Origin of the sequence: Burkholderia sp. IO2 (assembly GCF_029522185.1) — a bacterium.
In the GTDB taxonomy this organism is placed as follows: domain Bacteria; phylum Pseudomonadota; class Gammaproteobacteria; order Burkholderiales; family Burkholderiaceae; genus Burkholderia; species Burkholderia cenocepacia.
Genome location: NZ_JAKWFH010000005.1, coordinates 16,604 through 41,471, shown reverse-complemented (window position 1 = coordinate 41,471; position 24,868 = coordinate 16,604). Strand labels below are relative to the sequence as shown.

Below are 24,868 nucleotides of genomic sequence, written 5' to 3'. Positions count from 1 at the left end.
GCGTCGGTCTCGATGCGCCGCGTCGCCACTGGACGTAGTTGTACGCGGGTGATGCGAAAAGAGGAATGCGAATATATCGACGTAAACATCGATCCGGATCGATGCATGGGGGATGTAAGGAGGTTATTCGAAGCTGGAGTGCAAGGATGCGTGTCGTCGAGGTCGTGGAACGGTTTTGCGGATGACGAACGGTTTCAGGGAACGGGACGGGCGCAGGCCCGTCCCAGGACATTCCATAGCCGACGTGTCGCGGTTGCGAAAGGGACGCGCCGGAGCCAGTCAGGGGCGGGAATGGATCGATGTGCTTTGGGGAAGCTGAACGGGTTTCAGTTGATCCCACATCGTGATCGGACCGGGATTGTCAAGCGCGGCGTCCGCGCCGCCGAACATGCGCACCACCTTGTTCACGGCGTTGATCGCCGTGCCGATGGCGCCTTCGATCCAGCCGGCCACCCACGAAATGTCGTCGCCGGCCAGGATCATTGGATTAGCGTGTGGGCGCGGCGGCTCGTCCGGTTCGACACCGTCTATAAATTGCGAGAAGAGGCGTCGTTGCAGTTCGTACTGACCGGGCAGGTTCATCTTGAATGCGCCGAGATAGAGCGGTTCGTTCTCCCAGTTGATCTCGACTTCTGCGTTGCCGCCAGGGGCGAGCTCGCTCTCGAGATCGACCTTCGGGTAAATATCCTTGAGAACCTGGCGGCACAGGTGCGCGTGCGAGTGAACCGCGCCGTCTCGATCGCCGAGAAGCTTGAGTGCGTCGTCATTCCACGTGTACGAGAGGAAGATGCCGGTCCCTCTCGTACTGCCGGCGCTCTCACTGTAATCGACGAGATACGTGCCTCGCGTGAGCCGGTCGGAGAGCGTCACGCTCATTTTTCGCATGTTGGTCTCCGGATCGGTCTCCTTCCAGAACGCCGATTTCGTCGCCATGAAGATCTTGGCCGATTGCATATAGTGCGTGTACTGAATGGCCTCCCACGTCCTGGCGTCGAACAGGTTCGTGGTCTGTTGGTATTGTTGATGCGTACCGTAGTGGCGGAGTTTGTCGAGAATACGAACATGCGGCGTGTAGATTACCGCGTCGAACAGCATCTCCTGTATCGCGCCAGTGGACACATCGGTGATCGTCACGGTGAGTGTGTTGTCCGGGTTGCGCGACAAGTGGCGAACTTCCTTGCCGTGCGGTATCGGGTTACCGGGGAAGGCGGTTGCGAGCGCCTGCATCGTCGTCTTCAACACGGACTCGTTCTGCGTATCGGGATCCGTGACGTCGTGCAGTTCGGTTGGTGTTTGGGTCAGCAATGTGTTCGGAAGCGTGGAGGTGCCGTCGTACATCAGTCGATGATCGACGTCGAGGCCGGTATAGAGCACGCGCAACACCTCCAGGAAACCGTTCGGGTAATCGGTATTCCAGCCGCCCGTGCCGAAACCGATTTGCCCGAATAGATCGATCGTCTCGCGGTCCCATTGCGCCACGTCAACCAGGGCGCCGTGAAAACTCAGGTTGTCCCAGCCTTTGGTGTGCAGCAGATTTTTCCATGTCGCCTTGATTGCATCGTAATCGGGCGGATCCTGCGACATCGCGGCCTGAAGTTCGTCAAGCTTGATGTCGTCGTTGTTTAGCCACCCGTGGGGGCCGAACATGGATTCTTCGAGTTCCACGTATTTTTCGGGGATGGGGAACGGGTTTTCGGTGCCGCTCGGAACCGACTGGTAATAGGTCCGCTCGCCCTTGTAGTCGATGACGGTGCTGAAGGCGGCTTGACTGCCGGGATTGGGAAACGGAGCCCAATTTTTCAGCATGCCGACTTTTTCGAAATAGTGGAGGCCGGCCTTTCCGGAACTCGGAAATCGCATTGCGCCAAGCTCGGCGAATACCTGATGGTCGGGGTCCGAACCGAGACGTTGCGCATTCAATCGACCACCGATGCGATCCGACGCTTCGACGATGACTGGGCGAAAGCCCAGCCGCAACAATTCGTAGGCTGCGACCGTGCCTGCCACGCCGGCACCCACTACCAGCACGCGTTTCGATTTCGCATCGGACGAAACCTGAAAAAGCGGCTTGTTGGCTGATTTGGCATTATCGAGGAACCTGCCGTAGTGAAATGGAAAATCGGGAATCAATGCTGCGAGATCCAGGCCGCGTGTTCTAGGCGTATTGCGATTGTGCGACGGGATTGACGACATATGATCACTCCTGGAACTGAAAATATTGATTTGATTGTTCGGGGTTTCAACGTCAAGCCAGACAAGGCTTGCTCGGCGCTTGTCGCTTTATGAGCCAACGAAGCTTAGAAAATCGTCATGCCGGTTTCAAGGAAAATTACGGACGTTGATTGGAATTCGGTTGGAGTGGTTAAGTTTTCCAGAAAGACTGGCGCGCGGACCAGAAACGGAGTGCGAGGTTATTTATTGAATATGGCTATTGACGCCCGCAGGCATGATGTCGCCGGAGTTTCGATCAGGGCTCCGGGTTTCCGGAGCCCTTTTTCGATGTGGAATGGCCGAGCGCGTCGCCACAGCTATGCCGATGCGCTTCGAGTTCGGCCGCCCGGGTTTGCGGCTGAACGCAATCGGCGTCACCCGTAAAGAGAAATCAGCCCGCGTTGAGGCGACCTTGGAGTGCCAGGATTTCGGCTCTCAATTGGGCAATGATTGCCGACTGAGCGCTCAATTCTGCAGTGACCCTTTCCGATTCGGCGAGAAGCGCGGCGCGGAGTTGTCCGATGGTCGCTGCGTCCGTCAATTGTTCGCCATCCGCGACGTTGACGATCTGACGTAGCTGCGCCGTCGAGCCGACCGAGAGCGTATTCGGGAGATTGGCTACAGAGTTGAAACCAAGCGCGATGCTGTTTTCCGCGCCAGCGGTGGCGGAGCTGCCGATTGCGATGGCTCGCTGCGGGGTCGCGTTTGCTCTCCACCCAACCGCAATGGTTCCCCACGCATTCGCTTCCGTATTGCGGCCCAGTGCAGTTGCACCTTCTCCCGGCGCTTTCGCTGCATAGCCGATTGCGGTAGCCGCGACGTTTCCACCGTCCGGTCCAGCAACGGCGGCGTTACCGAGCGCGATGGAGTTTGCGCTTGCGGTGGCAGCGTGCCCGAGACCTTTGACGTCGACATACCGGTTGTCGACCTTCGTCGCTAGCGCGGCGTTCATTTGGCGCCGATTGACAGCGTCAGCGTCCTGCACGCCATCTGCAACGCCTGTCAACCTGCGTTCGCCTCCCGTGCCGCGCAAGTCGACCGCTGCGCCATTGGTCGCGGCGCCCACGGTCAGATTCGCGCCGGCGCTCGCTTGCTGCACCAGGCCCGCCGTGCCGCTTTCCAGCTCGTTCAACTTCGCGTCGATCGTCGTGACATTACCTTCGATGATCGTCACGCGACCGGTGAGTTCGCCCATGTCGGTATTCAGCTTGGCGATGTCGGCGGTGTTGTTGTCGACAGCCTCGTTGGTGGCGTGCAGCTGACTGCCGTTCACCGCGTGAGTGCTCGCAGTCGACAGCTCGCCGTCGGCCACGCCCATCAGCCTGCGCGCGCCTTCCGTGCCGGCGAAGTTGGCCGACGCGCCCGCGTGGTCCGCGGCCACGGTGATCGTGTTGGAGAGCGGGTCTTGCCGGACCAGGCCCACCTCGCCGCTGGCCAGTTCGCTGCGGATGTTCGTGATCGCCGTTTCGTTGCCCGTCACCCGCGCATCGATCCCGTTCACGCGGGTCGACAGGTTCTTCACGTCGACGTTGGTCGCGTTCAGTTGCTTTCCGTTGACCGCGTCGTTACTGGCGCTCGACAGTTCGCCTTCGGCCACGCCCCTCAGTTTGCGTGCGCCTTCCGCGCCGGCGAAGTTGGCCGACGTGCCCGCGCGGTCCGCTGCCACGGTGATCGCATTCGTGTCCGGGTCTTGCCGGACCAGGCCCACCTCGCCACTGCCCAGTTCGTTGCGGATGTTCGTGACCGCCGTTTCGTTGTTCGTCACGCGTGCATCAACGCCATCCACGCGGTTCGACAGGGTCTTCACGCTGACGTTGGTCGCGTTCAGTTGCTTGCCGTTGACCGCGTCGTTGCTGGAACTCGATAGTTCGCCTTCGTCCACACCCGTCAGTCTGCGCACGCCTTCCGTGCCGGCGAAGTTGGTCAACGAGCCCGCGCTGTCCGCGGCCACGGTGATCGTCTTCGTCACCGGGTCTTGATGGACCAGGCCCAGCGAGCCGCTACCAATTTCGTTGCGAATATTGGTCACGGCCGCTTCGTTGTTTGTCACGCGCGTATCGACACCATCTACCCGGGCCGACAGGTTGTTCACGTTGACATTGGTGGCATTCAGTTGCTTGCCGTTGACTGCATCGTTGCTGGCGCTCGACAATTCGCCTTCGCCCACGCCGGTCAGTTTGCGGTCGCCGACCGTGCTGGTGAAGTTGACGGCAGGGCCATCGGTAGCCTTGCCGACGGTGAGGTCTGCACCCGCTGACGCTTGCTGCACCAGACCGATAGCGCCGCCGTTCAGGTCGGCGCGGATTTGCGTGATTTCCTGGCTATTGTTCGCCACCTGGACGCCGATGCCATCCACGGTGGTGTTGAGTGTCGTCACCCGGCCGTCGACATTGTCAAGTTGGCGCAGGTTCACGGCGTCCGTGGCTTGCGTACCGTTGGCCACGTTGGCGATTTGTCGCTGTCGCGCGGCCGAGCCGACGGAAACCGTATTCTCCCGGTCGGCCGAAGAACCGTTACCGAGCGCCACGGCATTCTGGGCCGTGACGTTGCTGTCCAGGCCGACGGCAATGCCGTTCGTCGCGCTTGCTTTGGCACGAAGACCCAGGGCGATGGCGGCCTGGGCGGCCGCTTCGGTGTCGGTGCCCAACGCCATCGCGCCGGCAATGCCGGTTGCCCTGGCATTTTCCCCCAAGGCAATTGTTGCGCTGTTGGTCGCAATGCCCGTCGATTCCGCGTTGTTGCCTATAGCGATGTTCCCTGGCCGGCCGCTGATGGTGGCCGTCCCGGTACCGCCCACCTTGACACGCGCGTCGTCTGCCTTCGCAGCCAGCGCGCTGTTCAGCTGGCCCAGATTCACCGCATCGTTGCTGTTCATGCCGACGCCCACGTTGACGATCCGGCGCTGTATGGCGGAGGTGCCGATCGATACCGTGTTGGCCGTGTCTGCAACCGATCCCGCGCCGAGCGCGACTGCGCTCGTGCCATTCGCAGTGACTTGTGCGGTTGCGCCGATCGCCGTGCCGTTGTCGGCCAGCACGCGGGATACATGGCCCAGCGCTGTGCCAGAACCCGCGTTGACGGTTGCGGCATTTCCCAAGGCATTGCTGCCGGTGCCGCTGACAGTGGCTCCGTAGCCGATGGCGCTGCTGTTGGATGAGTTGGTCGGCACACCGCTGATGTTGCGCTGCGTGACCTTGGCGGTGTTGCCGATCGCGGTGTTGTAACTACCGGCATTGGCGTTGGTGGAACTGCCGCCCGTGCTCGCGTCGAAGCCGACCGCCAGCGATGCACCGCCGCTGCTCGCATTGGCGCCGAAAACGGCGGAGTTCACGCCTGTCGTGCTGGCGCTGAACCCGACAACGACGCTGTTGTTACCCGAACTGGTCGAGCTACGGCCAATGGCAATCGAATTTTGGCCGCTTGCACTCGAATAAGCGCCCAATGCAATCGCTGCCTCGCTGCGTGCACCGGCACTCAGTCCAATCGATATTGTCCAATAACCTTGGGCAATTGCCGGCGTCCCGATTGCAATCGCCGGCCTGTAGGAACCCGCGACCGCCGGGCCTGCACTTGCGGTACCGCTCTGACCAAGCGCGATGTCATATGCATAACCCGCGACCGGGGGAGGATTGCTCGGGTTGGAGGTGTTCACGTTGAGTACTCTATCGCCCGATTCCTTGATTCCGATCGAACCCGTCGAGTCGATGGAGGGCGTGTCCAATGCCCGCGTCTCGGCTTCGCGTGCCGCTTCGCCATTGCGTTTGCCGTCGCGCCCATTGGGTACTTCAGTAGCGTTTGCCATGATCGGCTCCATTCGAGAGTATGGCCGGTTCACCTGCCCCGACCCGGATACTTCATGCGCAATATCGCTATTGCGCATGAAGCGGACGATGACCGGCGACGCGCCGATCACATTGAAACCGGTGAACCCGGCGACGGGCGGCTACACCGTCGATCGCAAGAATTTCCAGTGTCCCGTGCCTTGCCCGGCGCGATTCGAAGTGGCGTGCGTGTACACCGCATACTTCGTATTGGTGCCCTTCCGGAAGGCCTTGGTGGTTTGCCCTTCGAAGACATGGCAGGTGTCCAGGAAGCCGCCTTGAGAGTTGTTGTATTCGTTGCGCAACGTAACCTGATCGCCGATCTTCACCGGGGTGCCGGCGGTACCGGAAAGCACGACCCAGTCCAGGGTCTTGTAGGCACCGCGGCTCGTCTTGTCCGCGGTGGATACGTTATAGAGTTCAGGGGCGCCCGCATGGCCATTGGTATCGAGATAGCCGCCGTTGTTGCCGTACGCGTTGAACAACCGGATGGCGTCGCCGCTGAGGACTGCCGTGCCTTTTGCCTTTCCGGTCACGGATTCGACGATCCAGGTGCCGCTGCCGCCATCCCGGGTCGGTGAGCCGGACGTGATGACGCCGTGCTTGGCGCCAGCTTGCCTGGCGTAGTCATAGGTATCGAGATAGCCGCCATTCCAGTTGTTGTAGCCGTTCAGGAGGTGAACCCTGTCGCCGTACTTCAACGTATTGGCGTCGATTTGCGGGACGTCGCCAGCTTGAGCGCCCGGACTTGTGCCGCCAGGCTGGGCTGGCTGACCTCCGCCGGCGACCTGATCTGCCGGACCGTTGCCGCCTGGCTGGGCCGCCGGGCCGTCACCCGGTGCTTGCGTCGCCGGCTTGCCATCGCCTGCCTCAGCCTGCTGACCTCCACCGGTTGCCTGGTCTGACGGACTTTCACCGCCTGTTTGCGCTTCATGCTCTCCGGTCGATTGCTCGACCGCTTTGTCGATCGGCCACTGGAGCAGGACGATGCCGTCGTTATAGTCGGTGCCGGTCTGGCGATCCTCCGTGACGACGATGCCGAAATTGACGGTGAACGGCGTGCCATTTGCGGATTTGCCGCTGATGGGCGCCAACCGAGCGTCGGCGGCGGACAGTTTGCCGTTGACCCACACCTCCACCCGAATCTTGCCGTTGCCGGAATTCAGGGTGGCCTCGCGCGTGCCGTCACGTGTGGTCAGCTTGTACTCCGCGGCCGGTTCCGCACTGTCGCCGATAAACAGCTTGATGTGCTGCTGGTAGTCCGGCGGGGAGTTGGCAAAAAAGATCGCGCGAAAATCGGTGTTGGGTGGCAGCGTGAAGTTGGCGTTTCGATCGGAGAACGGTTTGAAGTCGGACATGATTGGTTCCGGAAATGGATAGGCGCGATACGATCGGATAGCTGATCGAAGGACCGCTGCTCATTGACGTGGCTGTCTGGGCCTGGCGTGTCGGCACGTTTCTGGCCCGCGGCTTGCCGTCGTCAGTCGCTGCCTTGGCTATGTCGACATCCGCGCTGCAATCGGTCGACACCACAGGGAGCGGCGTGCGTCTTGAATGGAGACGCGGTCTTCGACGGCGTTGCATGGCTGCAATACCGCTGACCTGCCCGGGCAACTGACAGGTCAGCGGTCGTCACTCGGTCAGCCAATCGGCCACTGGAGCACGACGATGCCGTCGTTGTAGTCGCTGTCGTGGCGGTCCTCGGAGACGGTGATGCCGAAATTGACCTCGAAATCCTTGCCGTCTTTGGACTTGCCCTTGATCGGCGCGAGCCGTGCGTCGGTGGCGGACGGCTCGCCGTTGACCGACACCTCCACCCGGACCTTGCCGTCGCTGCCGGAATCCAGCGTGGCTTCGCGCGAACCGTCGCGGGTGGTCAGCTTGTGATAAAGGGCCGGCGTTTCGCTGTCGCCGATAAAAATCTTGATGTGCTGCTGTTCCGCGGCATTGGCCCAGAGAACGGCCCGGAATTTCGTGTTGGGCGGCAGCGTGAAGTTGGCGTTTCGATCGGAGAACGGTTTGAAGTCGGACATGATTGGCTCCGGAAGTGGATACGGGTAATGCAATGGCGTTCGTGCCTGAAGAAGGATTGCCGCTTGACGTGGCTAGAGAAAACTATATAAAAAAATTGAAAAAATATTCAATTCCTCGATGAATTGCTTTTCCGATTGAAATGAGCCGGTGGATTGTTGATCCTTTGTGATTGTTTTTCTGCCGTAAATGCGAGTTCTGGAATTCGCTATTCGACACATGTCGATTATTCAATTTCTCTGAATGCTGACCGAGGGTGTTTCGATCTGGCCGCGCCATGCTCGAACGCATGCCATCAAGCAACGAAGCCTGCCTTGATGGTGGACGCTCGTCTCGCGACGACTTTCAAGGGCCTCTTTTTCTGTCGAATTGAGCGATACCAGCGGTGCTGGCTGGTTTAAGCCGGATAAACTGGATGTGGACTGACAATCATTGCCGCCCGAACATGACCCCGGCCGGATTTACCCCAAAGCGGCGGCTGGCCGTGGCCGCTTGGTTCCTGCTTCCGGGCCCGTCGCAAAGGGATTGCCGGCGCGTCCCGCGACATCATGTAGCCGATGTGTTCCGATTGCGAAAAGGATACGTCGGAGGCGGTCGGAGCCCGGGACGGGTCGGTGTCCGGTGGGGCATCCTCGTATTTCATGATTTTTTTGTTAATCGTTTGATCGACGAATAAATTATGCCGAGCAGAGAAAGAAGGGTTCCGATACAGATGAGTTGTATCGAAATGATCGCCGGATGTGCTATTGATAAGGAATCGTCGGTGCTGCTGGCATATCTCAATGGGAACATCAGGATATAAGCCGTACCTGTCGCTCCGGCGAGTGACATAAATGCGCATGTCAGCCAGTACCATCTACCCGGACCAGCGTGGCCGATAGCCTCGATGATCGATTCGATGATGATCAAGGCAACGAAGAGTATTTCAAAAATGAACAATGCTCCTTTGAACATCGGTTTTCCTTGTGATTGGCGTGGAATGGCCATGTCCGGCGCGACCGGCTGGGGGATGATTATCGTGCCAGCATGTCTCCGGGAAAGAATAGAGTCTCGGGGTCTACGCGTCCAACTTGTACGGCGGATTAAACCGGCCGATGCAATCCACCGGGCACCGCGTAAGCAGCGGGGGCTGAAACCGGATTTCCCGCACGCGCGGGGCGCGGATGCCGGATGCGCACCGACCAGTCGCCACGCCGCGCGGCGTGGCGACGCTCATCACGCGGCCGCGACTCAACCCAGCGGCCAGTTCAGGATCGCGATGCCGTCGTTGTAGTCGCCGTCGCCGCCATCTTCCGATCCGACCAGCCCGAAGTAGGTCTTCTTGAAGATGTCGACCTGACGCGAGCCGATCTTCGACGGCTTGCCGTTCGCCGTCACGACCACCCGCACCTTTCCCTTGCCCGAGTTCACGATCTGCGTGTTCAGGTTCGCGTCCTGCGTGCCGGCGCCCTGGAACGTCGCGGCCGGTTTCGGATTGTCGTCGACGAACACCTCGATCGTCTGCGGGGCGGACGAATTGACCAGCGCGGTCACGCCGAATGCGATGTTCGGCGGCAGGTTGAAGACGCCGTCGCGTTCGCCGCCGCCGGTCGGCGCGGGCGTCGGCTGCACGGGTTGCGGTGTCGCTTTCGAGAAGTAATTGACCACCGCGCCGACGCCGAACTTCGCCGCGGCACCGGGCAACACGCCCGGCGCGCCGGCCCACGTCACCGTGCAGGCAACGACCTCGCCTGCCGCATCGGTTTTCACCTTGTTCTGCCAACTGCCGACGTCGAAGCTGTACGGGATCGTCGCGATATCGACGAACACGTCGTATTGCGGGAGTTTCTCGACGAGCTGCGCGGTCATGAACCGGCGCATCCGGTCGAGCACGGCCTGATCGCCGTTGGCCTGCACGGCAGTGGCGTCGTTGCCCGCGAGTTGCAGCAGCGCGTAAAGGTCGTCGTGGGTAAAGGGTTGTGACATGTCGTCCTCGTCTGGATGGAAGGTTCCGCATCGCGTGACCGGCGAACGGATTTCACCGGGCCGCGCGCGGTGTACAGCAGTGGGACTGCAAATGATTGGTCGAACGATGCGCAATGCGTGGCTGGCCCCGTCGCCATTGCGATGTTTCGCGACTACCGTCGCTCAGCCGAGCGGCCAGTTCAGAAACACGATGCCGTCGTTGTAATCGTCGTCGGCACCGTCTTCCGACCCGACGATCCCGAAATACGACTTCTTGAAAATGTCGACCTGCCGCGAGCCGAGCCGTGACGGCTTGCCGTTCGCCATCACGATCACGCGCACGCGTCCGTTGCCGGAATCGAGCACTTTCGTGCCGAGGTTCTGGTCCTGGGCGCCGGCGCCCTTGAACGTCGCGGCCGGTTTCGGGTCGTCGCCGATGTAGATGTCGATCGTCTGGTCGTTCGCCGCGTGGGTGAGCGCGGTCACGCCGAACTTGATGTGCGGCGGGAGATTGAACGTACCGTCGCGTTCGCCGCCGCCGCCGATGTTGCCGGCCCCGGTGCCGCCGGTTTCGGCGCCCTGATTGCCGCTGCCTTGCGACGACGATGGCGCGGCCGTGCCGCCGAGCGCGGACAGGCTCGCGTACGAATCGATGTGCATCGCGCTGCCGCGCACGCTTTTCCACTGGCCCTTCACGAACGTGACGCCGCTGCCGACGTCGATCGTCGCGACGAGCGTGAACGGCATGCGGCCGGTGCTTTCGGGCACTTTCGACGAATACGTGAAGCAGCCGTCCGCGACGACGCCCTGGTTCGTCGCGATCGCGAAATAGATGCCGGGGAAGTTGTTGCCGGTCGCATAAGGCGTCGGCACGTTGAGGATGACTTGCAGTTTGCCGTCGCGAATCCCGGCCTTCGCGACGTCGAGGTAGAGGCCGGGGATGTCGACGTAAGTCTCCGACGTCGCGACGGGCGCGCTAACGATCGAAGCCGAAAGGAGGGGCATGGGAGTCTCCGGAGGGAGGGCGGGGCCGGCCGGGGGCGAGGCGCCGCCGTACCGGGCGCAAACCGCCGGCCGGCGCGGACGCGGCGCGGCCGGCGGCGGTCGGTCGTCGAACGTGCGTCAGGTCAGCCGATCGGCCACTGGAGCACGACGATGCCGTCGTTGTAGTCGCTGTCGTGGCCGTCTTCCGACACGACGATCCCGAAGTTGACCGTGAACGGCGAGCCGTCCGACTTCTTGCCGTTGATCGGCGCGAGGCGCGCGTCGGTCGCCGACGGCTTGCCGTTCACCGACACTTCGAAACGGATCTTGCCGTTGCCGGAATTCAGCGTGGCTTCGCGCGGGCCGTCGCGCGTCGTCAGCTTGTGATACGCGGCGGGTTCCTGGCTGTCGCCGATAAACAATTTGATGTGCTGTTGCTCGGCGGCATTCGCGAAGAAAATCGCGCGGAAATCGGTATTCGGCGGAATCGAGAATTCGCCGGCGCGGTTGGATGACGTTTGAGAATCAGCCATGCTTTTCTCCTGTGGATTATTAGGTAAGGCCAGGGGCCTCGTCGCGCAAACGTTTGCCGTTTGAAACGCGACGTACCGAGCATGACGAAAAATAAATAAAAAAATATTCGTACGTGAATGGCTATTGTTCAGTAAATCGAAAAGCAATGCCAATCTATTGAGTGAAATGTAGTTAATGAAGTGGATTTCGATATATTCGAGAAATTATATCGATGCGTGTATCGTTTTCCTGAACGATGCGCGAGCGGGGCGGGAGAGGCGGAGGGCAATCGGACTTCGGAGCAGACGCTCGGCGTTCGCATATGGCAGCGTTTCGTTTCAACATCAGCATCTCTGTCGTGGCCGCGCCCACCGGCCACCGTCGAACGCCCACACCGAAGCCCGATTGCAGGGAGGGGTGTGCGGCGACCGGCGAAGAGGATGGACCGACTCACTCCGAACATGAATAGGGCCTCACCGGCGCCGCACCCGTGAAGCATATCGATGGGGCCAGCCGCCGCCTATCGGACTGGACTGATTCTGCGCCAACGCGCGTGTCGGGGGACGACGCGGAATGAATGCGCCCGGTTGACAGCCGTGGCCACCCTGTGATTTGATGCCGGTCATGCACGCCGCCCAGTTCCTCTTCTCGCTACGACTACTAGCCCGCTTCTCCGGGCTGGGTCTGCGGCTGCGCGCTTTCCATCTGCTTCTTTCCTGAAGCGCCAGATTTTCCCCGCATCACCGACCTGGCCCCGGTTGTCGACCGGCGCCTGAGTTCGTCTTTCTTCCGTCACCACTCCGCTCCGTCCCGGTCGCCCAACCGCCAAGGCCGTCGTTTGCCGTACCGCTTTGCCGTTGTGCCGCTTTTTTGCCGTTTTTACCGCTGCGCATGGACCCGGCTCATCACGCCGATGGCCGCCGCGCCGCGCTTCGCCGACAAACAGACCGAGGACCGACATCATGATGCTGAAAAACCCCGCGACCAAATACCGACCGTTTACGCCCGTCAACCTGCCCGACCGCACGTGGCCGTCGCGCACGATTACGCAGGCGCCGATCTGGATGAGCACCGACCTGCGCGACGGCAACCAGGCGCTGTTCGAGCCGATGGACGCCACGCGCAAGATGCGGATGTTCAAGACGCTGGTGGCGATCGGCTTCAAGGAGATCGAGGTCGCGTTCCCGTCCGCGTCCGAAACCGACTTCAACTTCGTCCGCGAACTGATCGAGGGCGGCCACATTCCCGACGACGTGACGATCGAGGTGCTGACGCAGGCGCGCGACGACCTGATCGAGCGCACCTTCGCGTCGCTGCGCGGCGCGAAGCGCGCGATCGTGCACCTGTACAACGCGACCGCGCCGGAATTCCGCAAGATCGTGTTCAGCCTCGATCGCGACGGCGTGAAGCAGCTCGCGGTGAACGCGGCGCGCACGATCAAGCGATGCGCCGATGCGGCGACCGACACGCAATTCACGCTGCAGTACAGCCCGGAAACGTTTACGGCGACCGAACTCGATTTCGCGAAGGAAGTGTGCGACGCGGTGTTCGACGTGTGGCAGCCGACGCCCGAGCGCAAGTCGATCGTGAACCTGCCGGCCACGGTGGAAATCGGCACGCCGAATTACTATGCGGACCAGATCGAGTGGATGCACCGCAACCTCGCGCGCCGCGATTCGCTGATCCTGTCCGTCCACCCGCACAACGACCGCGGCACCGCGGTCGCGGCGGCCGAGCTCGCGGTGATGGCTGGCGCCGACCGGATCGAGGGCTGCCTGTTCGGCAACGGCGAACGCACGGGTAACGTCGACCTCGTGACGCTCGCGCTGAACCTGTACACGCAGGGCGTCGATCCGGGCCTCGATTTCTCGCAGATCAACGAAGTCGCGCGCACGTCCGAGGAATGCACGCAGTTGCCGGTTCACCCGCGCCATCCGTATGTCGGCGACCTCGTGTTCACCGCGTTCTCGGGCTCGCACCAGGACGCGATCAAGAAGGGCTTCGCGGTTCAGCGCGCGGACACCGTATGGGAAGTCCCGTACCTGCCGATCGATCCGAACGACCTCGGCCGCACGTACGATTCGATCATTCGCGTGAACAGCCAGTCGGGCAAGGGCGGGATCGCGTACCTGCTCGAACAGGGCTACGGCGTCGCGCTGCCGCGCCGCATGCAGGTCGATTTCAGCGCGGCCGTGCAGCGCCTGACCGACGAGAGCGGGCACGAGGTGACGAGCGCGCAGATCTGGGCGCTGTTCCAGCAGGAATACGTCGAAAGCGACACGCCGCTGCGTTATGTCAGCCATGAGTTGACCGAGCGCGACGGCCGCGAGACGATCGTGCTGACCGCCGACGTGCACGGCGAGCGCCGTGTGCTGCGCGGTGAAGGTAATGGCCCGCTCGACGCGCTGATGCATGCGCTGCACACGCCGCTGCGGATCCAGCATTACGAGGAACGCGCGCTGTCGCAGGGCGCCGATGCGAAGGCGATCGCGATCGCCGAGCTGGCCGGTACGGGCGTGCGCGGCAGCGCGTTCGGTGTGGGGGTTGATGCGAACCTGACGACCGCGTCGATTCGTGCGGTGATCAGCGGCGTGAACCGCGCGTATGCGCGCGCGGATGAGGTTGTGCAGGCAACCTTCTTTGCCGGACAGCCGGCGGTGCAGGCCGTCGCATAAGCGGGTCGAAACCCGGGCGGCAGGGCCGGCCCGGGTTGTTTTTTCACGTCACGGCGCGCGCGTGCGCGCCGTTAGGGCAGCAGCCCGAGCATCGCGGCCTTGGTGGCCGCATGCGTCTTGTTCATCGCGTCGAGCTTCACGACGGCGTTCTGCAAGTGGAACTTCACCGTCCGCTCCGCGATCCCGAAGATCATCCCGATTTCGTAGGCCGTCTTGCCGTCGGCCGTCCACGCCAGCACCTCGCGCTCGCGCAGCGTCAGCCCGGTGCCGACCGGCGCGATCGGATCGGCGAGGCGCGGCATCAGGTACGCATGCGCCGCATGCGAGAGGCTCGCACAGGGTGCGCGCAACCGCGAGATTTCGTCCGCGTCGAGCGGCGTCGTGTCGCGCACGAGCGTCAGCACGCCGAGGTTGCCGGCCCGGTCGTAGCCGCCGTGCGACCAGCCGTAACGCATCCCGAAGCACGCCGCGTCGTGCCAGAACGCGGTGTCGCCCGGTTCGTCGAACGCATTCCATACGACCGGGCGCGGCTGGCTCGCGACCCGCTTGATGATCGGATCGATGGTGACGTAGCCGAATTTCACATAACGGTGTTCCCATTCGCGTGGATGATTGCCGACGATCTGCATGTCGGGCCGGGCGAGCGGCAGCGTGCGGCGCAAGCCGTACACGCAATACCGGAATCCGAGCGCGGCCGCGGCAGCGGCAATCGGCGGGAACGCGGCTTCCGCGGTGGGTGCGCGCTGTAGTGCGTCGAAACAGTCGTGCAGTATTGTCAGGTCCATCGGTGATCCTCGTCGGTGTGGGCGGGCCGTGCATTGCGGCCCGCGCGTATCCTGTTCAAAAGGACAGTTTTGAGGCGAAGCCGACGCCGGTTTAATGGCGGCTGTTCGCACGACGGGCCCGCTTGTGCGGGCACTGTCCCCCCGTCGTTTCACGTGTTGCGGTACCCCTCCGGTTTCGTATCAGGACTGATCGACCATGACCAGCGTTCAAGACGTGCCTCTCCTCGCGCGCGCCGGCGCGCGCGCGTTCGCCTTCGGCGGGATCCGCGCGATCGAACCGCCCTGCGCGTCGGCCCCCGCCCGCGCGCTCGCTCACGAGTATGCCCCGCACGCGCATCAGGCCGGGCAACTATTGTTTACGACGCGCGGCGTATTGGTACTCGACGTCGAAGGCCAGCGCTGGATCACCCCGCCGCTGCGCGCGATCTGGATTCCGGCGCGCACCGTTCATGCGATGCGCGTGGCCGACGACGTCCAGCTCTGCTCGCTCTATCTCGGCGACGCGCTCGGCGCGCGGCTGCCGGCCACGCTGTGCGCGATGACCGTCTCGCCGCTGCTGCGCGAGCTCGCCACGCGCGTGTCGCATCCGTTCGATTGCAGCGTCGACCACGATCCGCTCGTGCGCCTGTTCGCCGACGAACTGAGCGAACTCGCGCAGACGCCGCTCACGTTGCCGTTGCCGCGCGACCGGCGCCTGCTGAAGCTGTGCGAGCGGCTGCAGCGCGAGCCGCACTGCGAACTGCCGCTCGACACGCTCGCACGCGACGCCGCGCTGAGCGCGCGCCATCTGGCGCGCCTGTTTCGCAGCGAGACCGGCATGAGCGTGGCCGCGTGGCGCCAGCAACTGCGGCTGTCGATGTCGCTCGCGCTGCTCGCGAGCGGCATGCCCGTCACGCAGGCCGCGCACCAGGTCGGCTATCGCAGCCCGACCACCTATGCGGCCACCTTCAAGCGCGCGTTCGGCGTCACGCCGAGCCAGTACCTCGCGGCCGCGGAAGCGGCGGCGCGCTGACCGCCGCCGCCCCGCTGTCACGCTCAGCGTGCGGTCCAGCGCGGCACCGTTTCGAACGCGTGCTCGACCGCATGCACGATGCGGTCGACGTCCTCGCGACCGATCACGAGCGGCGGCGCGATCGCGAGCCGGTTGCCGAGCGAGCGGATCAGCACGCCCGCATCGCGCACCGCGTCGGCGAGCGCGGCCGCATAGCCGTCCGACGGCTCGATCGATTCGCGCGTCGCCTTGTCCTTCACGAGGTCGATGCCGACCAGCAGCCCCTTGCCGCGCACGTCGCCGACGACCGGATAGCGGTCGACGAGCGGCTGCAGCCGCTCCAGCAGGTACGCGCCTTCGCGCGCCGCGTTGCCGGCGAGATCCTCGTCGACGATGATCTGCAGGTTCGCGAGCGCGGCCGCGCAGACGATCGGGTGGCCCGAGTAGGTGTAGCCGTGCATCAGCGTGCCGATGCCGCCCGGGTTGGACGCGAACGCGTTCTCGATGCGGCGGTTGACGACGGTCGCGCCGAGCGGCAGATACCCTGACGACACGCCCTTCGCCAGGCACATGATGTCCGGCGCGACGCCCCAGCCGCGGCTGCCGAACGCCGCGCCGGTCCGGCCGAAGCCGGTCACCACTTCGTCGGCGATCAGCAGCACGCCGTGGCGGTCGCACACCTCGCGCACCAACGGCCAGTAGTTCGCGGGCGGCACGATGATGCCGCCGGTTGCCTGCACCGGTTCGGCGATGAAGGCGGCTACGGTATCGGGCCCCTGGAACAGGATCTCGCGCTCGACGAGCGACGCGCACAGGCGGCCGAGCTCTTCCGGGTCGTGCGTGAACGGGTTGCGATAGATCCAAGGCGTCTCGACGTGGAAGCAGCCGGCGAGCGTCGGCTCGTAGTTGCGCCGGTAGACGGTGTTGCCGGTGACGGAGCTGCCGCCGAAGTGCGAGCCGTGATAAGCCTGGCGCAGCGCGATGAACTTGGTGCGCTCGGGCTGCCCGGACACCTTCCAGTACTGCCGAGCGATCATCAGCGCGGCCTCGACGGCGTCCGAGCCGCCGGAGCCGAAGATCACGCGGCTCATGTCTTCCGGCTGGAGCATGTCGATCAGCCGCGCCGACAGTTCTTCCGCGCGCGGATGACTGAACCCGGCGAACACCGGGTGATATTCGAGCTCGTCGAGCTGCCGGACGATCGCTTCCTTGATTTCCCGCCGGCCGTGGCCGACGTACACGTTGAACAGCGACGCGACTGCGTCGAGATACGGCCGGCCGGTGTCGTCGTACAGGTAGCAGCCTTCGCCGCGCGTGATGCGGACTGGCGGGCGCGACGCGGCGAGCGGATGTTGCCGGGGATGCCAGAAGCGCGATTCCGAATAGGGCATGACAGGACTCCGTAGTGATTCGGTTTGACGGGGCAACACGGTGACGCAGGTGGCGCTCAGCCGGCGAGCGCCGCCGGTTGAAAGTCGAGCCGGCTCTCGAGCGCGCCGAGCGTCGCGAACGGTTCGTCGAGCGCGACACGCATGAAAGTCAGGAACTGGCCGACGTGGGCGTTCAGCGCATCACGGCTGTAGTACTGCGGACTCGCGTCGAAGTCGAAGCGCAGCGGTTCGCCGTTGCGGCGGTCGGTCAGGTTCACCATCAGGTCGTCGGTGGTGCCGACGGACAGGTTGTGCGACGTCGTCACGCAGTCGCCGAACCGCAGGTCGTAGTCGAACGCCATGATGTTGATCTCGGGGCCGAACACGCCCTGGCCGTTGTCGAGCGACGTCAGCTCGCGGTGCAGGTCGCCCATCCGGTAGCGCTGGTGCTGGCGCAGCGCGATCATCTCGCGGTTCGCCTGGCGGCACAGATCGTCGAGCGTGTGGCCCGGCTCGACGTGCAGGCGCAGCGGCAGCATGTTCGCGCACTGCGCCGGCGTACGGCGCTCGCGCGCCGACGTGCGCGCCATCGCGGCGACCGACAGCACGATGTCGTGCGCGCCGGTGTTCAGGTACAGGTACGCGGCGGTCAGCGCGGTGACGAGCCGCGGCACCGTCGACGTGAAGAGATCCCTGGCGACCGCCTCGAGGCGTGCGCTTTCGGTTGCGGTGGCGAGGCGCGTCTCGCGCAGGTCGGGCCCGTCGTCGCGCTGGGGAAAGCGAGCGGGGCCGGCGAGCGTGACCGTGCGCGGCTGGTCCGCGAAGCGCTCGAGCCAGTAGCGGCGATCGTGCGCGAACTGTTCGGACGCGCGGTACGCGTCTTCGTCCAGTTGCAGCTCCGCGAGCGACGCGAAGCGCGCGGGCGGTGCCTTGGCGCCCGCCGCGAACGCGCTGTACAGCTCGGCGGCGCGGGTGGCGATCAGGCTGCCCGAATAGCCGTCGACCAGAATGTGCGCGTAACCGTGATACCAGTAGTAGTGATCCGGTGCGATGCGGTACAGCGTGTGACGGAAGAACGGCCCGCGCGCCAGTTCGATCGCACCCGTGCAGTGCGCGCGCATGCCGGCGAGCGCGACGGCGTGCGCGTCTTTCGTGCCGGCGAGATCCACGCGTTCGAGCGTCCAGTCGTCGGCGAGCGCGGCGTCGAGCACGCGCACGGGCGTGTCGCCATCCAGCACGATCCGCGTCGTGTGCAACGTCTGCGCCTCGCGAATCACCTGCCGTAGCGCGCGTTCGAATGCACCGGTGTCGAGCGCGCCGCGAATGTCGAAATACTCGGCCGCGTAGATATGCGTCGACGGAGCGGGATACGCGAGAGCGGCCTCCCAGAAATCCCGCTGCGGCGCGGACAGCGGCAATTGAAGCGTCGAATCGATCACGTCGTTTCTCCTGGAAAGCTTATTCCGGTGGATGAATTAAATGCGTGTATTTGTTTAATGAAAAATACATATTCGCATCGTGAATTTCATTTTTTGATGAATCGCAATTCTTATCCTAGACAGTCCAATTTGCGGCTGTCAATTCCGTGCGGTTTTGTCGGTAATTCGTAAAGTCCTTGCCAGTAAAGGCTTTGATGGATGAGTGAATAGTCTGGTCCGGAAAGAATATGAGAATGTCCGTTTTGAATAGGCGGCAAATTTACAGCTTATTTAGCATCGACGCCTGAAATTGCTGCGCAAGCCGAAAACGGCATGCAGGCAATTCGCCGGAAACGGTTTCCGGCGCCGGAAGCCGGCGCAGTGGGCTGGCGCGAGCGGACATTACTAGGAGAGTCCCGTGAATCAACTGGAAGGGCTGGAGCGAAAAATCGGCGAGCAGCACGAGCGGCTCGCGCATCATCCGGTGTTCGGATCGATCCGTACCATCGACGAGCTGCGCGTGTTCATGGAATGGCACGTATTCGCCGTGTGGGATTTCATGTCGCTCGTGAAGCGGCTGCAGCAGGACCTGACGACCGTCGCGGTGCCGTGGGTCGCGCCGCGCAACGCGAACGCGTCGCGCCTGATCAACGAGATCGTGCTCGGCGAGGAATCGGACGAAACGCCGAACGGCCACATGAGCCACTACGACCTGTACCTGCACGCGATGCGCGATGTCGGCGCGTCGACCTCGCGCATCGAGGAAATGGTGTCGCTGGTGCGCTCGGGCTTCTCGGTGTCGGCCGCGCTGAAGGCCGTCGATGCACCGGAGCCGGTGATCCGCTTCGTCGAGGCGACGATGGCCGCGTGCACGTCGGGCGCGACGCACCAGGTGCTCGGCAACTTCTTCTACGGCCGCGAGAACGTGATTCCCGACATGTTCCGCACGCTGCTCGACGAATGGAAGATCGAGCGCTCGTCGATCCCGCTGCTCGTGTATTACCTCGACCGCCACATCGAAGTGGATTCGGGCGAGCACGGGCCGGCGGCGCGCGCGATGATCCGCGAGGCGGCCGACGGCGACGCGGCGAAGCTCGAGGAAGCGCTGCAGGCCGGGCTCGATGCGATCGACGAGCGCATGCGCCTGTGGGACGGGCTGCTCGCGCATCTCGGCCAGACCCGCAACGTGGTGCCGGCATGAACGCGCGCGGGCTGTCGGAGCGCATCGTCGATTTCGCGGCGCTCGAGTGGGAGCACCCGGCGGCGTTCGACGACGGCATCGACCAGGTCGTGCTCGTCGATACGCTGGACGAGCACGCGAAGCGCGGCATCCGGACCCGGATCGTGCGGTTCGATCCGGGCGCGGGCACGAGCGTGCCGTTCCTGCACGACTACCACGAGGAAGTGCACCTGATCGACGGCGACCAGAGCCTGGTCGACGTCGCGACGCGCGAGTATCGCGCGACCTATCGGGAAGGCAGCTACTTCGTGCGTCCGGCCGGCACGCCGCATGGCCCGTTCCGCAGCGACGCGGGCTGCCTGCTGCTCGAAATCCATTACTACGGTTCCCCGGAGGACACGCGATGACGACCGCCGTCACCTACGTGAGCCACGTCGATCGCTGGGAGGCGCGCGCGACCGTGCGATCGCGCCCGCGGCGGATCGTCGAGGACGACGAACTGCGCTATTACCCGCTCGAACGCCAGCCGCTGTGCGCGCACCCGGCGATCGTCGACGCGGGCGATGCGGTGCGCGATTTCGTCCTGCTGCAGAGCTTCTACAAGTACATCCAGGACGTGATCATCTTCGAAACGGAGATCGTCAACGCCACCGCGTTGCGGATCGCGCGCGGCCGCTTCGCGCACCCGTTTCCGTTTGCATGCCGGCAGGATGCGATGACCGTCGTGATCGACGAGGACTACCACGCGTACGTCGCGATGGACTACCTGCGGCAGGTCGAGGAGGCCACCGGCATCGCGCCGCTGCCGCCGAACAGCGAGATCGAGCTGTCGCGGGCGATTCCGCGCGCGGTCGAGCGGGTCGGCGCGCAGTATCGCGACGGCATGGAGCTGCTGTGCGTCGCGATCTCGGAGAACACGGTCACGGCGGAAGTCGCGGCGTTCTCGCGCGACGCGACGCTCAAGCGCTCGGTGAAGGGCGTGATGGCCGATCACCTCGCGGACGAAGGCCGTCACTCGGCGTTCTGGATCAATCTCGTGAAGCTGTACTGGTCGGAGATCGACGAACCCGCGCGGCTCGCGCTCGGCGAAGGGCTGCCGTGCTTCCTGCGCGAATACCTGAGCGCCGACCTGCAACTGCAGTTCGATCGCCGCCTGATCGATGCGCTCGATCTGCCGGCCGCCGAGCGTGCGCGGATCGCGGACGACATGGTCGGCGCATATCCGATCACGAGCCAGCATCCGATGATCGTCAACATCCGGCAGTTCTTCCGGATGAGCGGCCTGCTCGATCACGCGCCGACCCGCGCGGCCTTGTCCGACTACCTGTGAGTCACGTCGATGAAAGCGATCATCATTGCGATCGGCGGGCAGACCCGTCTCGCCGCACGGCTGGCGTCTGAACTCGAGGCGACCGGTCATACCGTCTGTATCGCCGACGGACGCGACGGCCCGCTGCGCGACGCGGCCGATGCGCTGCTGTTGCCGGCGCCGGCGCCCGAACCGTTGCGCAACGCGGCCGAGTGGTCGATCGTCTGCGGCGCGCCGGACCCCGCCGTGCACTGCGCGCACGCACGGCCGCTGCATTGCGAGATCGTCGCCGATGCGTTTCCGCCGCGCGAGGTACGCGTCGCGTGGCTGACCGACGCGGCGCCGGGCGACATGCGCGTGCTGGCCGACGCGACGCTCGCGTTCGGCGCGGCGCTCAACGGCGCCGATCTCGCGGACGAGATCGCCGCGTGCGCGGTCGATCTGATGCACGAAGTCGCGAGCGGGATCGCCCGCGAGCTGAGCGACCCGAACGACGCGCCGCGCGCGACGCCGCCCGGGCCGGCCGACATCGTGCTCGATCTCGAACGGCTGGCCGGCTGGCATGCGTCTAATGACACGGCCGCCGCGTGGCCGTGCGAGCCGTCGCTGCCGGAGCTCGTGTCGCGTGCGGCGGCCGCTGCGCCGGACGCCTGCGCGCTCGTCGCGGCCGACGGCCAACTGACCTATCGCGAGCTGGTCGCGCGCGCCCGCCAGGTTGCCGCGCGCATCGCCGCGCGGCCGGCCGCGCCGCGCGTGGTCGCCGTGCGGCTCGACAAGGGCGTCGCGCTGTACCCGGCGATCGTCGGCGTGCTGGGCGCCGGCGCGACCTGCGTGCCGCTCGATCCGGCGTTTCCGCCCGAGCGGGCCCGCACGATCCTGCGTGAATCGGGGGCGCAGGCGCTCGTCGTCGGCGGTGCGGTCGAGCCGGCGCTGCTCGACGGATTCGACCTCGACGTGATCGACTGCGGCGCGCACGCGGAAGCAGACGCGCACGCCTCGCCCGATGCGCTGGCCGGCCAGTGGCCGCTCGAACGGGATGCGGATCGCGATGCGCGCTGCGCGGTCGCGATCTACACGTCGGGGTCGACTGGCGTGCCGAAGGGCGTGATGCTGTCGCACCGGAACATCGTGCAGTTCTGCCACTGGTATCGCGCGCACGTGTCGCTCGATGCGTCGTCGCGCGTGCTGCAGTTCTCGACGGTCGCGTTCGATGCGTCGCTGCTCGACATGTTCCCGACCTGGCTCGCCGGCGCGACGCTGGTCGCGCCGAGCGAAGCGCAGCGCCGCGAACTCGACGCGCTCGCGACGCTCGTCGCCGACGCGCGCATCACGCACGCGTTCCTGCCGCCCGCGCTGCTCGCGGCGCTGCCGGATTGCGACTGGCCCGCGCTCGCGCATCTCGTCACGGGCGGCGACGTGTGCGACCCCGACACGATCGCGCGCTGGAGCGCGAACCGGCGGCTGCACAACATCTACGGGCCGACCGAATGCACGGTGCTCGCGACGACGGGCGAACTGCGCGCCGGCGACAGCAACCGGCGCATCGGCCGGCCGATCGCGAACGCGCGCTGCCACGTGCTCGCGGCCGACGGCCGTCCGACGCTCACCGGCGAGGAGGGCGAGCTGTGCATCGCCGGCGCGGGCGTCGGGCTCGGCTATCTCGGCCGGCCCGACCTGAGCGCCGAGCGTTTCGTCGCCGATCCGTACGGCGCGCCGGGCGCGACGATGTACCGGACCGGCGATATCGCGAGCTGGGAGCCGGACGGCACGCTGCGCTACGTGGGCCGCCGCGACACGCAATTGAAGATTCGCGGTTTTCGGGTCGAGCCGGGTGAGATCGAGACGGCCGCGCTGGCGGCGGGGCTGTACCGCCAGTGCGCGGTGGTGCCCGACGAGCGCAAGCGCATCCGCCTGTTCGCCGCGAAGCCGGTCGACGCGGCGGCGACGCCCGATGCGCTGCGCGCCGTGCTGGCCGCCACGCTGCCCGACTACATGGTGCCGTACGACATCACGACGCTCGACGTGCTGCCCGCGACGCCGAACGGCAAGATCGATCGGGCCGCGCTCGCGCGCCTGCCGGTGTCGCGTGCGGGAAGCGACACGCGCGATGCCCCGCGCGGCGCGCTGGAGATGCGTCTCGCCGAGATGTGGGCGACGCTGCTCGAACTCGCGCCGGACGAGATCGGCCGCGACGCGTCGTTCTTCGAACTGGGCGGCCATTCGTTGCTGGTGTCGCGGCTGATGCTGGCGGTGAAGCGCGAACTGGGCGGCAACGCGGCGCTCGCGCGTTTCATGGAGCGGCCGACGATCGCCGCGCTCGCGGCGCTGCTGACCGACGAAACGGGCGAGCGCGGCGCGAACGTGCCGGCGCGCGTGCACGACGATCGCCGGCTGCCCGACGACGTGCGACTGCCGGCCGGCCAGTCGGCGGGCGACGGCCCCGGCGCGGTGCTGCTGACCGGTGCGAACGGCTTCCTGGGCAGCTTCATCCTCAGCGAGCTGATCAGCCGCACCAATCAGATCGTCTACTGCGTCGTGCGCGGCGACGACGATGCGAGCGCGCGCCGGCGGCTCGACGAAGCGGCGTTCGTCAACGGGCTCGGCCATCTGTGCGGGCATCCGCGCGTGCGGGTGCTGCGCGGCGATCTCGGCGCACCGCGCCTCGGGCTGTCGGATGCGGTGTGGCAGACGCTCGCGGCCGAGGTCGGCGCGATTCATCACAACGGCGCACACGTGAACCACGTGTACGACTACCCGTACCTGCACGCGGAGAACGTCGGCTCGACGCTCGAACTGCTCCGCCTGTGCTGCAGCGGCCGCCGCAAGGCGCTGCATTTCGTATCGACGCTATCCGCGGCGAGCGCGACGGGCCCGACGGGCCGCCTGATCGAGGCGGCCCCGTCGGAGGCCGGCCCTGCCTTCGTCAACAACGGCTACAACCTGACGAAGTGGGTGTCCGAGCATCTCGTTGCCGAAGCGGCTGCGCGGGGGATCGACACGACGATCCTGCGGCCCGGCAACATCACGGGCCATTCGCGCACGGGGCTGTGCCAGCCGGGACGCAACCGGATCCTGCTGCTGCTCAAGGGCGCGGTGCAGCTCGGCTGCGCGCCGCTCGCGAGCGAGGGCGGGCTGTTCGACCTGAGCCCGGTCGACTACCTGGCGCGGGCGATCGTCGCGTGCACGCTCGACGGTGCGCGCACCGAGCGCGTGTTCCATCTGCACAACCCGCGTCCGCTCGACTGGGCCGGCTACCTGCGCGCACTCGCGCGGCGCGGCTATCCGCTGCGATTCGAAGCGCCCGGGGTCTGGCGCGAGCGGCTGTTGTCGATCGACGAATCGAATGCGCTGTTCGACGTCGTCGCGTTCTATCTCGACGACCGGCAGGACGATATCGGCGACATGGCCGTGATCGATCACGCGCGCACCGAGGCGACGCTGCGCCGGCTAGGCGTCACGTATCCGGACAAGGACGACGCGCTGCTCGATGCGCATTTCGGCTACCTCGCCGAATGCGGCTTCATGCCGCCGCCGCCCGAGCCGGCGCCGCGCGCGAACGACGCCCGCCGCGACGCCGAGCCCGAACCCGCGTGGTGAAGACGTACCCCGTTTGATCAATCGCTGTCATCGCATCAT

General features: G+C 64.9%; 17 protein-coding genes. 6 read left to right on the top strand and 11 right to left on the bottom strand.

Annotated features, from left to right (window positions below):
• Positions 1 to 279: 279 nt before the first annotated feature.
• The 8 genes from MMB92_RS04425 to MMB92_RS04390 all read right to left on the bottom strand — a co-directional run bounded on the left by MMB92_RS04425 (position 280) and on the right by MMB92_RS04390 (position 11,524).
• The gene (locus MMB92_RS04425) at positions 280 to 2,193 is read right to left on the bottom strand and encodes an NAD(P)/FAD-dependent oxidoreductase (RefSeq protein ID WP_058902545.1); all 1,914 of its coding nucleotides are present in this window, start codon (positions 2,191 to 2,193) and stop codon (positions 280 to 282) included.
• 409 nt (positions 2,194 to 2,602) lie between these two features.
• Positions 2,603 to 6,013, bottom strand: coding sequence for a hypothetical protein (locus MMB92_RS04420; protein WP_277562566.1), 3,411 nt, complete (start codon positions 6,011 to 6,013; stop codon positions 2,603 to 2,605).
• Positions 6,014 to 6,154: 141 nt separating this feature from the next.
• Positions 6,155 to 7,390, bottom strand: a complete 1,236-nt coding sequence (locus MMB92_RS04415) for a fucose-binding lectin II (protein ID WP_277562565.1) — start codon at positions 7,388 to 7,390, stop codon at positions 6,155 to 6,157.
• Positions 7,391 to 7,672: 282 nt separating this feature from the next.
• Positions 7,673 to 8,065, bottom strand: coding sequence for a fucose-binding lectin II (locus tag MMB92_RS04410; protein ID WP_023474824.1), 393 nt, complete (start codon positions 8,063 to 8,065; stop codon positions 7,673 to 7,675).
• A gap of 637 nt (positions 8,066 to 8,702) precedes the next feature.
• Positions 8,703 to 9,050, bottom strand: a complete 348-nt coding sequence (locus MMB92_RS04405) for a hypothetical protein (protein ID WP_124592211.1) — start codon at positions 9,048 to 9,050, stop codon at positions 8,703 to 8,705.
• A 243-nt stretch (positions 9,051 to 9,293) separates the two neighbouring features.
• Positions 9,294 to 10,028 (bottom strand): fucose-binding lectin II, encoded by a 735-nt coding sequence (locus tag MMB92_RS04400; RefSeq protein WP_058902548.1) that lies wholly within the window; start codon positions 10,026 to 10,028, stop codon positions 9,294 to 9,296.
• A 162-nt stretch (positions 10,029 to 10,190) separates the two neighbouring features.
• Positions 10,191 to 11,012, bottom strand: a complete 822-nt coding sequence (locus MMB92_RS04395) for a fucose-binding lectin II (RefSeq protein ID WP_277562564.1) — start codon at positions 11,010 to 11,012, stop codon at positions 10,191 to 10,193.
• 122 nt (positions 11,013 to 11,134) lie between these two features.
• A complete protein-coding gene (locus MMB92_RS04390; RefSeq protein WP_006479996.1) occupies positions 11,135 to 11,524 on the bottom strand; it encodes a fucose-binding lectin II in 390 nt (129 codons plus the stop codon).
• A gap of 945 nt (positions 11,525 to 12,469) precedes the next feature.
• Here MMB92_RS04390 and leuA point away from each other — a divergent pair.
• Complete coding sequence (gene leuA / locus MMB92_RS04385) at positions 12,470 to 14,179, top strand: 2-isopropylmalate synthase (protein ID WP_185642966.1); 1,710 nt, start codon at positions 12,470 to 12,472, stop codon at positions 14,177 to 14,179.
• Positions 14,180 to 14,250: 71 nt separating this feature from the next.
• On the opposite strand, the gene MMB92_RS04380 is transcribed toward leuA, so the two are convergent.
• Positions 14,251 to 14,964, bottom strand: a complete 714-nt coding sequence (locus tag MMB92_RS04380) for an autoinducer binding domain-containing protein (RefSeq protein WP_006490829.1) — start codon at positions 14,962 to 14,964, stop codon at positions 14,251 to 14,253.
• A gap of 196 nt (positions 14,965 to 15,160) precedes the next feature.
• Here MMB92_RS04380 and MMB92_RS04375 point away from each other — a divergent pair, with 196 nt between their 5' ends.
• Complete coding sequence (locus MMB92_RS04375; RefSeq protein ID WP_006494483.1) at positions 15,161 to 15,976, top strand: helix-turn-helix transcriptional regulator; 816 nt, start codon at positions 15,161 to 15,163, stop codon at positions 15,974 to 15,976.
• A 23-nt stretch (positions 15,977 to 15,999) separates the two neighbouring features.
• Here MMB92_RS04375 and MMB92_RS04370 read toward each other — a convergent pair whose 3' ends face one another.
• Entirely contained in the window at positions 16,000 to 17,346 is a 1,347-nt protein-coding gene (locus tag MMB92_RS04370) for an aspartate aminotransferase family protein (RefSeq protein WP_277562563.1), read from the bottom strand.
• Positions 17,347 to 17,402: 56 nt separating this feature from the next.
• On the bottom strand, positions 17,403 to 18,764 hold the full coding sequence (locus tag MMB92_RS04365) for a condensation domain-containing protein (protein ID WP_277562562.1): 1,362 nt from the start codon (positions 18,762 to 18,764) through the stop codon (positions 17,403 to 17,405).
• A gap of 397 nt (positions 18,765 to 19,161) precedes the next feature.
• Here MMB92_RS04365 and MMB92_RS04360 point away from each other — a divergent pair, with 397 nt between their 5' ends.
• The 4 genes from MMB92_RS04360 to MMB92_RS04345 are packed head-to-tail and all read left to right on the top strand — an operon-like array spanning position 19,162 to position 24,829.
• Positions 19,162 to 19,944, top strand: a complete 783-nt coding sequence (locus MMB92_RS04360; protein ID WP_006479991.1) for a DUF3050 domain-containing protein — start codon at positions 19,162 to 19,164, stop codon at positions 19,942 to 19,944.
• Positions 19,941 to 20,330, top strand: a complete 390-nt coding sequence (locus MMB92_RS04355) for a hypothetical protein (protein ID WP_006479990.1) — start codon at positions 19,941 to 19,943, stop codon at positions 20,328 to 20,330. The genes MMB92_RS04360 and MMB92_RS04355 overlap by 4 nt, the downstream gene beginning before the upstream one ends.
• The gene (locus tag MMB92_RS04350; protein ID WP_006479989.1) at positions 20,327 to 21,253 is read left to right on the top strand and encodes a diiron oxygenase; all 927 of its coding nucleotides are present in this window, start codon (positions 20,327 to 20,329) and stop codon (positions 21,251 to 21,253) included. Before MMB92_RS04355 ends, MMB92_RS04350 begins: the two co-directional genes overlap by 4 nt.
• Before the next feature lie 9 nt (positions 21,254 to 21,262).
• A complete protein-coding gene (locus tag MMB92_RS04345; RefSeq protein WP_277562561.1) occupies positions 21,263 to 24,829 on the top strand; it encodes an amino acid adenylation domain-containing protein in 3,567 nt (1,188 codons plus the stop codon).
• Positions 24,830 to 24,868 lie beyond the last annotated feature (39 nt).